The organism is Methylobacterium sp. J-030, assembly GCF_022829545.1.
Lineage (GTDB): Bacteria > Pseudomonadota > Alphaproteobacteria > Rhizobiales > Beijerinckiaceae > Methylobacterium.
On sequence record NZ_JAKSYM010000182.1, the window covers coordinates 1 to 10,716 of the forward strand.

The window sequence follows — 10,716 nt, forward strand, 5'->3', positions numbered from 1 at the left end:
GCAGAGCATCCGCGCCCGCATGTCCATGCGCGGGCTCTACATCCCGCACGAGGCCGATTGGCGGAAGGACTTCGAGGCCGAGCTCCTGCGCTTCCCGGCCGGCGTCCATGACGATCAGGTCGACGCGCTTGGCCTCATTGGGCAGCTACTCGACCGCGCCCGGCCGGGCGTGGCGCCGAAGGCTCCACCGAAGCCAACCGGCGGCCTCGCCGGCTACAAGTCGGTGAGTTCCGGCGGCGGCTCGTGGCGGGTGTAGCTAGCGTTTCCTCTGTGCGACCCAGCCGCAGCGTGGGCATCTTGGGTGCAGTAAGGGGTACAAACAACCGCGATAGGAAGGATCAAGGAGAGGACCGAGGCTTATGGCCGAAGGCATCTTAGCCGTTCTTTCGGCGCCTACATCCGGCAGCCATGAAGGGACTATCAAACCTAGGCGGTGCCGCCGTAGGATCGCGCCCCCGACCGCCGCGGAGTGCATCCGAGTTATGGACCGGCTCACCCTGTTGAAGTCACTTTCCTTCGGGTCTCAAGTGGCCGAAGAGGAAATTCAGGACCTCGGGAAATATTTTGTCCAAACAGATCAATGGAACAGGATTATCAAAGGCGAAATTGATATTATACGAGGTGAGAAAGGTGCTGGTAAAAGCGCCATATATCTGTTGCTAAATCAAAATACTAACGAACTTTTCGATAAAAGGGTGCTTTTAGTCAATGCCGAAAACCCAAAGGGAAGCACTGTCTTTAAGGACCTCGTTTCAGATCCTCCTGCATCAGAAGCTGAATTTATAGTACTCTGGAAGCTGTATGTACTTGTACTGATCGTTGCGCAGATGAGGGATTACGGTCTCACTGGCAAGAGCATGAACACCGTTCTGGTCGCCCTCGAAGAGGCTCAACTTATTGAAGCCGAACTGAACTTGAGTGGCCTTCTACGAACGGCGCAGATCCTAGCAAGACGGTTGCTGTCCAAAAGCCGCATCGAAACAGGCGTCGAGCTTGATCCTATGTCCGGCATGCCTTCTGGCATTATCGGTCGCATTTCGCTTGCGGAGCCGGATCGCGAATTGCGTGGGAGAGGCGTTAATTCGCTTGATGGATATCTGCGCATTGTAAATGAAGTGCTTATTGATAACAGTATTTCGGTGTGGGTCTTATTAGATCGTCTCGATGTCGCTTTTGCGGAAAATCACACTCTGGAAGCCAACGCAATAAGAGCTTTGCTCAGAGTTTACGGAGATATTAGATCTCTTGATAACATATCGCTTAAAGTATTTTTGAGGGAAGATATATGGAAGCGAGTAACTGAGAATTTTAGAGAGGCTAGTCACCTAATACGGTATGAAATAGTCGAGTGGACGCAACCGACTTTGCTCAATCTTATACTAAGGCGCATTCTTAATAATCAAACACTTGTTGACGAGCTTTCATTAAACGTGGATGAAATACTTACAGACATAAACAAGCAGAACGATCTGTTTGAGTTGATATTCCCTCCACAAGTTGAGCAGGGCACTCAAAAATCCCCGACTTTCAAGTGGATGGTTACTCGATGCGCAGATGGTAAGGGTAAAACCGCCCCGAGAGAGCTTATACATTTGCTTAAAAGTATCAAGGATCAGGAAGTAAGAAGAATGGAGCGCGGTGGAACTCTTCCGCCAAGTGGCCAGCTTTTTGACAGATCGGTGTTTAAGGCTGCACTGCCCGCAGTTTCGGATGCACGTTTGAAAACATATATATTCGCAGAATATATGTCAGAAAAGCCTTACATCGAGCGTCTTTACAGACAGAAGACTGAACACACTCCAGAAAGCTTAGGTGCGCTTTGGGGGGTGGATAGAGATGGTGCTATCCATAAAGCGGATGAGCTTGTTGAGCTTGGATTTTTTGAGAGACGCGGGACTAACCAGGAGCCGACCTTCTGGATACCGTTCCTGTACCGCGACGCTCTGAACTCAGTTCAAGGGAAAGCGGACGCCGATGATTAAACGTCCTACAAAAAACCGCTCCCGCTGTGCCCCCTGATGGCGTTCGCCCTTTGGTTGCTCAGCACTCGCCGCCGCCGCGCCGCCGCCAGGCGCTACATAGCCCTCGCCGCTCCGGCTGAACGCCGAACGACACAGGGCCGAACCACGTCATCACGGGATCCGGCCCGCTCCCTCATCATGGGCGCATCGTCACCGCCCCATCGTCAGGATCGACCGCCTCGACCCGCGGGCCTCCGATCTCGATCACGCCCGCCACATCGTCGAGACCACGGTTACAGGCCGTCGCGAGAACGTCGCTCGACCTGGTGGGCAGGACGAGCAAGAGACTGCGCACCAAGACGGACACGACCGTCACACGCATGGTTGGATGGAACGGCGCTCCATCCCGATCGCGCTCGTAGGCCGTTACGACGTTGTCAGCGATCAGGGTGGCGAACCGCTCAAGGTCAGGGCTCGGCAACATCTCGGAGGTGCCTGAAGTAAATGATTTCTCTCAGGATAACGTATTGCGTTTTGCCGCGCGACAACAGATTGTGCTGTCTTCTACAAAATCAGGTGCGCCGTGGACGAGAACGTAGAAACCATCGAGGCTCCGGCCGTCGATTTCATCGAACTGACAGCCGACATTGTCTCGGCCTATGTGTCAAAAAATTCTGTCCGACCCGGCGACATGCCGGAGCTGCTCGCCAGCGTGCATGCTGCGATTGCCGGGCTGAGCCAGGGCAGCACCCCCGAGGCGCCAGCGGTCGACAAGCCTACCCCCTCGCAGATCCGCAAATCCGTCACGCCGGACGCGCTGATCAGCTTCCTCGACGGCAAGCCCTACAAGACGCTCAAGCGTCACCTCGGCAAGAGCGGAATGACGATCGAGCAGTACCGCGAGCGCTTCGGGTTGCCGCGGGATTACCCGTCGACGGCTGCCAGCTACTCGGAGCAGCGCTCGGCGCTCGCCAAAAGTGCTGGCCTCGGAAGCCAGCGCCGGAAGGCCGCTCCGAAGGCTGCCGAGCCAGCGGCGACCATCTCCGACAAGCCGAAGCGGGCCGGCGGGCCGCGGAAGGCGAAGGATACCCCTAAGGCGTAGATCGAAGCTGTTCGGTTGTGTCGTGCTCTCGCCACAAGTGTGGTGCGCGCGATACAGCTTAGCTGTGGAGAACCAGTTAACCTGATCCTTGATCGGGTATTTTACTGGGGAAGCACAGTCATGAAGAAGCTTCTGGCTCCGTTGGCCACGTTCACCGCCCTTACGGCTACCGCTACGGCCGCCGACCTGCCGCGCCGAGCCCCACCGCCGGTGTTCACCCCCGTGCCGGTGTTCACCTGGACCGGCGCCTATTTCGGTATCAACGCCGGCTACGTCTTCGACGGAGACACGCGCTTCGACCGCACGGTGGGCACTCAGGGGAACAACAACGTCGCGCTCGCCGCGGGCCTTCGCCCCGTCGTCGCCCATGTTCGCGACGATGGTTTCACCGGCGGCGGCCAGATCGGGTACAATTATCAGTTCGGCACCGGGTCGGGCATCGTGGTCGGCATAGAGGCGGACGCAGCCTATACCGATCTCAATCGCCTCGAAACTTTCAGCAACACGACCAATCTGTCGGCGGGGGTCACGCCCAGCGCGTCTCAGTTCACCCGGGTCAACCAGTACCGCGGTGGCCTCGACTTCCTCGGGACGGTCCGTGGACGCCTCGGCTACGCCTTCGATCGCGTCCTGGTCTACGGAACCGGCGGCTTCGCGTATGGCGGCGTCGACAATCAAGTCGTCTTCTACGGACCCAACACCGCGACGCCGTTCTTCGTCGGCCGTCAGAACAACATCGAGACCGGGTACGCCTACGGCGGTGGCATCGAGTACGCCGTGCCGACCGATAGCTTCTTCAGCCGTTTGAACTTCTTCAATTCGAGCGCAGTGACGGTCAAGGTCGAATATCTGCACTTCGAACTCGGCAACCGGGCCATTCCCATCCCCGGGGTCAACGGCGCTCCGGGGGCGTATGCCGCGCGGGTGCGAAACGAGGGTGACCTCGTGCGCGCCGGCATAAACTACAAGTTTGGCACCTTCTAAGAGCTGACCTTCGCATCCCCAGCCCGATCAGACTGGCAGCGAGGTTGGCAGCGCCCCGGGAGTCTACCACTCCTGGGGCGTTCGCTATTCTGGATCCGGCTTTCTGTCGGTGAACTGACGTTCTGTCGGGTCTATAGGAACCCGCTCCCGCTGTGCCCCTTGAACGCGTTCGCCCGCCGAATGTAGCCGACCACCGTTCGTGGATCCCGATGGCCCGACTGATCCATGATCCGCGCGAGATCCGCCCCGCGCTCCGCCGCCGTCGTAATGTAGCCGGCCCGCAGGCTGTGCCCCCCGAACGTCGAGGCATCGAGCCCCGCGGCCGTGCAGTAGCGCTTGATGATGTCGGCGACCGCCTGTGTGGTCAGCCGCACGCCTTCACCCTGCCGGACGTTCCCCGACCGCGACACCGGCCGGAACACCGGGCCCGAGACGATGCCGGCCGCGTCGAGCCATTCCCGCACCAGGGCGACCGGCCGAATGAACCGCCCGTGCGGGATCGCCTTCTCCAGCCCCCTGCCCTCTTGGTCGACCTTCGATCTCCGGACCATGACGCGCAGGCCCTCGGGATCCTCGCGCAGATCCTCGACATCGAGCGCCACCAGCTCGCTCCGGCGGAACGCCCCGGCGAACCCGAGCGCCAGCAGCGCCCGATCGCGCTTGCCGGCCAGGGTGTCGGGTGTCCGCATCAGCAGCGCCGCCAGGATGTCGGCCGTGGCGGCAGCCTTCTGCCGGGGCGCCACGCCGACGCGGCGTCGGATGCCCTTCAGCGTCGCCCGTACAGCTTCCTCGGCAGTCGGGTCGCCGAACCCCGCCAGCTTGTGGGCGTAGGTGATGGCGGCGCACCGCCGGCCGATCGTCGATGCGGACAGTCCGGCCTCGGCCTCCGAGACCACGAACGCTGCGACCGTCTCGGGCGAGGCCGGCAGGGCTCGGAACCCGTACCGGGCGCACCAGGCCTGAAAGACCTGCGCGTCGGCGCGGTAGGCCTTCACGGTGGCGTCCGCCTTGCTCGCCTGCTGGTAGGCACGGACCAAAGCCGCCGCCTCGACCGGCAGCCCGGCGGCCGGAACCTCGACCACGGCCACCGCGGCGCTGGTCGTGACCGGGGCCTCGACCTTCGTCCACCTCCGATGTGGTGCTCTGCTACCGCCCGGCTTCATCGCCAAACTTTCGAGAATGCGCTTTATCGAAAGTTACAGCGGCGGGGAGGACCCGTCTAGCGGCATGAAGCCATAAAACTGCAAATTCACAACATCATGAAATTGCGATGCTATGATTTCTCGCCACTCTCGGCCCTGGCGACGATCTCGGCGATGGTCGGATAGCTGTGCTTCCGCAGGACGTGCTCCAGCCCCTCGACGAACAGGTCATGCTCCTTGCAGCGGGTGTGATAGGCGATGTCCCGCAAGACCTCCTTCACCGCCGGGTGCAGGTAGAACGGGGTTGGCTTGGCCTTCGTCGTCGTCCTGGCGGGCCGCCCGACCTTCCGCGGCTCGGGCTCGACCGCCGGCTCCGGCTCTGGCGCGGTCGTCTTCGCCTTCAGGTCCTCGACGCTCATGCTGTCGGCATCGAAGATCGAGGGGGGAGGGCGGCGGCTCATGCCTTGATCTCCGATTGCGTCTTGACCCACGCCCAGAGCTGCCGGGCTTCCTCGGCCGCCTTGCCGTCAGGGGCATACTCCGTCACGCCCATCCCCGACGCGAAGGCGTCCTGATAGTCGTTGCGCAGCAGCAGAAGCGGCTCGGCCATGTACCCGATCGAGGATAAGCCGGTGGCCGTATCGTTCGCCCGGCTATTGCGCGGGATCGTCGAGCACTGGTTGAGCACGAAGGCGAACGGCTTGCCGGAGCGCATGATTGCCTGGACCGTCGCGCGGACCGCCAGCAGGTCGAGCCGCGTCGGCCGAATTGGCACGAGGCAGAACGTCGAGGCTTCCATAGCCGCGTGCGTCGTCGGGTTGTCGGCGCCGGCTGTGTCGAGCACCGCGACCGTGATGCCCTTGGCCGCGAGGCTGCTGAGCATCTTCTGCATCTTGGCGATGTGCTCCATCGGGAACCTCTCCACCACGGGCAGCCGCGGATCCGCGATGGCGCCAGGCTCGGTGCTCGTCCGGATCCTGCCCCACTCGGCGAGGGAGCCCTGCGGATCGAGGTCGAACGCGGCCACGGTCTCGCCGGCCTGCTGAGCTGCCACAGCGAGCGATGTCGCGACGGTGGTTTTCCCGGCGCCGCCCTTCTGGGTCACGAGCGTGATCGTCTTCATGCGCAGCACCATGAAACCAGAATGCTAAAGCTTCGCAAAATCAGGACGTCGCGATGTCATGGCATCAAGGCATCGTGATGTTAAGGCTTCACAGCTTTGCAAATTCATGACGCTGTGAAATTACGAAACTACCAGCCGCGGACGCGGTCGGGGTTGCGCGCGAGGCCGGGCGAGCCGTCATGATATGGTCGCCCGGCTCCGTGACCAACCTTACATGGCAAGCCCCATGCATGCCTTCAGGCATGGCTGTGTTCCACCTCCAATGCGTGGTCCACCGTGGATGCGTGAGCGGCATCGCTCTCGACACCGAACAGATCACTGCCCGCACAGACTGGGAGGCGATCAGCGAGGCAGAGGCGCACTTCGCCCGCCTCTTAGGTCCGCGCTCGGGGCTGGCTGTCCTAAAGGACGATGCCAGTCGCCTAGTCTGGACCTCGCAGCTCCCTCTATCGCCGAACGCCCTGGCTGAAGCTCACGAGACTGAGAGACAGGCGCCGCTGGCCTCCGACATCGGGCGCGCGCAGGGCGAGATCAGCTGAACAAGAAGAAGCCCGCTCAACGCTGGGTCGGGCGGGCTGAGGTAGTGGCGTGCGTTCAACTCGCCACGGACGGCGAGCGTACCAGCTTCAGGCTCAGAGAAAAGCTCTGCGTGACAGGTGCCGAACGGGATGGGCGGCCGATCAATGGCCCGATCCGATGGCGAGAACCTCCTGTGTCACGAACTGCCCGGTCTCAGCATCGCGGACCACGACATCGTAGCCTTCGATATGCCAGCGCTTGAGATCCTCCACGGAGACGTAGGATCCGGAGCCAGGATCGTAGAGACGGCTGCCAGCGTACCGCTTGATAAGGCGCTGTTCGCGCGCCCTCTTGGTTGCCATCGCGCCGAAGCTCCGAATGCCGCCTCGCACGACCCATTTGGCCGCTTTTTGGAACGATTATAGACTGGAAGGCTGGCTGACAATCGACGCTATGTCTCGTGTGACAGCGCTCGGCCAACGCTGCCCCGTTGCCCGATCTGATCGGGGCTGGCGAGGGAGGTGCCGTTCCGGTCCCTCGGCTATGGCTGCGGAGGGCGGCGCTTTCATCCGCCTCTGCCCTTACCGTCTTGGTCGGATTTGGGCTCCGACAGGGCGCGAAGCCTCGCTTGAAGGCCGGAAACCGCGGCCTGACCTCAGTGCACCGGTGCCGTCATTTCCGCGACGCCGTTTGCCTCGAACCGCACAAGCCGAGGTCCTGGCTTATCGGTGTCGCCTTCTAGCAGGTCGAGACGAGCGTTGATGGCCTCGATCCATTCCGCGTTCGTGCAAGTGCCCAGCAGCGGTTCGACGATCCTCGCGAGGTCATGGGCGAGAGCATCGCGGCTGAGGCCGCTCACCTTTCCGCCGTGCTCCGCGAAGACGCAGGCAACAGCCTCTCCCATCATCAGCGCTCGCCCCGCTCCGGTCGGGTCCTCTGGCTCATCATCTCCTTGAGATCGCTTCGTCAGCATCGACCTAGGCATCCGAAGGGCGGCAGGAATTCCTCCAGGGCTCCATGAACGGTCTGAGCGGCTAAACCGTTGCGGGGGCAGCTACGTCGGACAACGGTCTGACGCTATCAAGGCTAATAGGGTCCGCGTGATCATGAGCCGACCACCTTCGGTCCGTGCCCGCATCCTCAACGCTCTTGCCGACCAGCCCATGAGCACTCTGCAGCTTGCCGAGCGGGCCGGCATCATGACGCGGCGGCGAGCGGAGGTCGTCAAACTGGCGTGCGATGTTCTAGAGGATGAAGGCCTGATCGAGCGAGTGGGTGGCCAACGCCATCCGAAGTGGCGCAGGTCGACCCGCTCGACAGCCGAAACACGCATGAACACCGCCCATCCGCCGTCGTCGGGCTGGATGGCGCCGGGCCTCGACGAGCGCTTGGCACGCGAGCTGGTCCAGGGCCTCGTACAGTCCGCCATCGCCCGAGGTGTCGACCCGGCCGTCCGCCTTCGAGAGTTTCGCACGTTGCAACAGGCCGCAATCGCGATGTCGCGAGATCTCGCAGCGATCCATGCTGTCGAGCAGCTCGTCCGAGCAATCGATCTAACCCTGCTAGAGCTGACCCCAGTGAGGTCGTAGGAACGTTCAACGAGGACAGGGGGTTCAAGCCGTTGCTAAGCCACTAACAGGAAAGACGTGCATGGACGTTTGGCAGCTCATTGAGCGTGATCACAAAAATATCGGCGGCCTGATCCGCGATATCCCCTACGCGCTCAACGATCCCCGTGCGGTCGGTAGCCGAGAGCGGATGCTGGCCGATCTCATGGACGAACTGGAGCTGCACGAGATCGCCATTGAGGCGAGCCTCTACGGTCCCCTGAGCCGTGAGAGCCAGACACGCACGTTGATTGAGGACCTCCACCGCGGCCATGCAGAGTCCAGGCGGCAGCTCCGGCAGCTCGCTCGCTACCGGCAGAGGGACCGAGCCGGCTGGCTCAACACGTTCGAGGACGTTACCTTCCTCGTGGACCAACACCTGCACCGGCACGTTCACGAACTGATCCCGGCAGCCCAGACGCTCTTCTCGCCTGAGGAGGCTGCCGCTGCCACACGGGCTTTTGTGCGCGCCAAGACGAAGGCCCTACAGAGCCGGCGGCGGAACGCCGCGGGTGGGGTCATGTCGAGTGAGGGCGCTCTTGTCGCCACGCTCGCCGGGGTGGCGGCCGGCCTTGGCTACTTGGTCTGGCATAGCGGACGCTTCGGCCGGTCGAGCTGAGTAGCCGCCACCGGAGAGCGTGTTCCCCGGCAGGGGGCCGCCCTAGGCCGCGGTGATCGCTGTCTGCACAAAGCCGGCAATTCGCACAGCTGCGCCCACTCGTCTGGCGCAACACGCGCTCAGCCCCGCCGCCCGATCTGATCATGAGGCTAGGCGTGCCGCAATGATGCGGCCGCCCAGTCATCTCATTCGCTGCGTTCAAGGACGGTCATAGGGCCACCAACAAGCACCTCAACCTCCGGGCCAGGAGGCTCGGACCAATATCGGATAGCGCCTGCCGGCATGTACGCCAGGAAGGGCGCAATCGGGTCAATGTTCGTCACGATCCCGAAATCCCCGCGGAACAGAGGTGCGTCAGACCACGGCGCGGCTATGTAGATTGCGGCGCCGGGTCGAAAGCGATCTCGGAAATTCCGCGCAAGATTGATCGTCTCGGCGGCGAACACACATCGTAATCGAGATACCGCTGCGGGTGCGATCGCGAGACGCGCAGTTTCGAGCGCGGCCTCCCAGAGTAGGGCGCCGATCTGATCCGCCCCAATGTTTGGCGCCTGAGCGGTCGAATAAAGGCTAGAGGCACCGTATCGTCCAGGGTTGATCCACGACCCCGCCGCAAACTCCTCGTGGCTCACGTGGAAGAGGCGGGGGTGTTCGGCCGCCGAGACTGGCCTCCTCAAACCTTCCGCTCCCGAACACGCACACCCACACCGCCGCCGTTCTCAGGGATAAGTTCAAGCCCCGCAGCCTCAAAGGCGCGCTGAATGGCGATCAGGTTGTCCGATATGGATTTCGGCACGCCGTCGCTTTCCTCCATCCGCTTGATGGTGGTGCCAGACACGCCGGAGGCCTCTGCCAGCTCCTTCACGGACCACCGCAGATAGCCTCTCGCCATCCGCATTTGCGAGCCGGTAAGCATCTTCAGCCTTCCCACGGTCCATTTTATACCGCCGGCAGGCTTTTGTAGCTTGACACCGGCGCGTCATGGTCCAATATGGCCCATGTGCAGACGAATTGTAGTCTCGCACAGGCCACGAGGCAACCATGTCTCACCGCACCGTCTCCTGGACCCAGATCGATCGCGCCGGCCGCGACAGCCGTCCGCGCATCCCCGCCGGCCTGATGGGCGCCCGCGTCCTGATCGAACTCGGCGCCCGCACCCGCCCCCTCGTCGTCGCCGGCCGCTACGACCGCGCCGCGATCATGGCCGCCGCCTGCAAGGCCGCCACCGGCATCCAGGAGCGCTGCGGCGTCTCCCGCGCCGAGGCGATGTCCTCCGCTCTCAAGGCCACCTGGCAGGTCGCCAAGGCCGCCCACCGCGCCGCCGCGCACTGATCCCCTAGCGACCTGACCCGCCCCGCCACGGGGCACCCCTTCACCCACCGCTCTGCCGCCACGAGCCCTCACCGGAGCCCGAACGATGACCCACGCCCGCATCCCGAATTTCAGCCAGCCCGTCACGGATCGCAGCGACAGCCCGCGCACCGGCCGCCGCCGCCTCTCGGCCGATGGGCGCTACCTCAATCTGCCGAACGAGCCCGTGCCCGGCGGCATCGAGGCTTGGGAGGCCGTCGCCCCGGTCCGCCCCGATACCGCGCACAGTCGCGCCCTGCGCTTCCTCGACGTCGGCGCCGAGCTGCTGGCCGCCGTCGCCATCATCGG

Annotated in this window: 15 protein-coding genes and 1 pseudogene; 9 read left to right on the forward strand and 7 right to left on the reverse strand. The window is 62.7% G+C overall.

The genetic code is table 11. The annotated features are described in order from the left end of the window. Positions 1 to 256: pseudogene (locus MKK75_RS12305) on the forward strand (hypothetical protein); the annotation flags it as partial. Positions 257 to 482: 226 nt separating this feature from the next. Next, the gene (locus tag MKK75_RS12310; protein ID WP_244042854.1) at positions 483 to 1,982 is read left to right on the forward strand and encodes a P-loop ATPase, Sll1717 family; all 1,500 of its coding nucleotides are present in this window, start codon (positions 483 to 485) and stop codon (positions 1,980 to 1,982) included. Positions 1,983 to 2,157: 175 nt separating this feature from the next. On the opposite strand, the gene MKK75_RS12315 is transcribed toward MKK75_RS12310, so the two are convergent. Then, on the reverse strand, positions 2,158 to 2,445 hold the full coding sequence (locus MKK75_RS12315) for a hypothetical protein (RefSeq protein WP_244042855.1): 288 nt from the start codon (positions 2,443 to 2,445) through the stop codon (positions 2,158 to 2,160). Positions 2,446 to 2,544: 99 nt separating this feature from the next. On the opposite strand from MKK75_RS12315, the gene MKK75_RS12320 reads away from it, so the two are divergent. Beyond that, positions 2,545 to 3,063, forward strand: coding sequence for a MucR family transcriptional regulator (locus MKK75_RS12320; RefSeq protein ID WP_244042856.1), 519 nt, complete (start codon positions 2,545 to 2,547; stop codon positions 3,061 to 3,063). Positions 3,064 to 3,183: 120 nt separating this feature from the next. Beyond that, positions 3,184 to 4,047, forward strand: a complete 864-nt coding sequence (locus MKK75_RS12325; protein ID WP_244042857.1) for an outer membrane protein — start codon at positions 3,184 to 3,186, stop codon at positions 4,045 to 4,047. A gap of 131 nt (positions 4,048 to 4,178) precedes the next feature. Here the strand turns inward: MKK75_RS12325 and MKK75_RS12330 are convergent, their stop codons facing one another. The 3 genes from MKK75_RS12330 to MKK75_RS12340 form a co-directional block, all read right to left on the reverse strand. Further along, entirely contained in the window at positions 4,179 to 5,210 is a 1,032-nt protein-coding gene (locus tag MKK75_RS12330; protein WP_244042858.1) for a site-specific integrase, read from the reverse strand. Between the two features lie 110 nt (positions 5,211 to 5,320). After that, positions 5,321 to 5,650 carry a hypothetical protein gene (locus tag MKK75_RS12335; protein ID WP_244042859.1) on the reverse strand — a complete coding sequence of 110 codons (330 nt, stop codon included), beginning with the start codon at positions 5,648 to 5,650 and terminating at the stop codon, positions 5,321 to 5,323. Beyond that, positions 5,647 to 6,312, reverse strand: a complete 666-nt coding sequence (locus MKK75_RS12340; RefSeq protein WP_244042860.1) for a ParA family protein — start codon at positions 6,310 to 6,312, stop codon at positions 5,647 to 5,649. The genes MKK75_RS12335 and MKK75_RS12340 overlap by 4 nt, the downstream gene beginning before the upstream one ends. Positions 6,313 to 6,596: 284 nt before the next feature. Here MKK75_RS12340 and MKK75_RS12345 point away from each other — a divergent pair, with 284 nt between their 5' ends. Then, a complete protein-coding gene (locus tag MKK75_RS12345) occupies positions 6,597 to 6,851 on the forward strand; it encodes a hypothetical protein (RefSeq protein ID WP_244042861.1) in 255 nt (84 codons plus the stop codon). A 141-nt stretch (positions 6,852 to 6,992) separates the two neighbouring features. Here the strand turns inward: MKK75_RS12345 and MKK75_RS12350 are convergent, their stop codons facing one another. Then, positions 6,993 to 7,193 carry a polyhydroxyalkanoate synthesis regulator DNA-binding domain-containing protein gene (locus tag MKK75_RS12350; RefSeq protein ID WP_244042862.1) on the reverse strand — a complete coding sequence of 67 codons (201 nt, stop codon included), beginning with the start codon at positions 7,191 to 7,193 and terminating at the stop codon, positions 6,993 to 6,995. A 293-nt stretch (positions 7,194 to 7,486) separates the two neighbouring features. Then, positions 7,487 to 7,804 carry a hypothetical protein gene (locus tag MKK75_RS12355; protein ID WP_244042863.1) on the reverse strand — a complete coding sequence of 106 codons (318 nt, stop codon included), beginning with the start codon at positions 7,802 to 7,804 and terminating at the stop codon, positions 7,487 to 7,489. Between the two features lie 190 nt (positions 7,805 to 7,994). Between MKK75_RS12355 and MKK75_RS12360 the strand changes: the two genes are divergently transcribed. Together MKK75_RS12360 and MKK75_RS12365 are read left to right on the forward strand one after the other, a co-directional pair. Next, entirely contained in the window at positions 7,995 to 8,420 is a 426-nt protein-coding gene (locus MKK75_RS12360; protein WP_244042864.1) for a hypothetical protein, read from the forward strand. A 61-nt stretch (positions 8,421 to 8,481) separates the two neighbouring features. Then, complete coding sequence (locus MKK75_RS12365; protein WP_244042865.1) at positions 8,482 to 9,057, forward strand: hemerythrin domain-containing protein; 576 nt, start codon at positions 8,482 to 8,484, stop codon at positions 9,055 to 9,057. 673 nt (positions 9,058 to 9,730) lie between these two features. Here the strand turns inward: MKK75_RS12365 and MKK75_RS12370 are convergent. Then, positions 9,731 to 9,973, reverse strand: coding sequence for a helix-turn-helix domain-containing protein (locus tag MKK75_RS12370; RefSeq protein WP_244042866.1), 243 nt, complete (start codon positions 9,971 to 9,973; stop codon positions 9,731 to 9,733). Positions 9,974 to 10,098: 125 nt separating this feature from the next. Here MKK75_RS12370 and MKK75_RS12375 point away from each other — a divergent pair, with 125 nt between their 5' ends. Continuing rightward, complete coding sequence (locus tag MKK75_RS12375; protein ID WP_244042867.1) at positions 10,099 to 10,389, forward strand: hypothetical protein; 291 nt, start codon at positions 10,099 to 10,101, stop codon at positions 10,387 to 10,389. A gap of 85 nt (positions 10,390 to 10,474) precedes the next feature. Further along, on the forward strand, positions 10,475 to 10,716 hold a 242-nt coding region (locus tag MKK75_RS12380), incomplete at its 3' end, for a hypothetical protein (protein ID WP_244042868.1).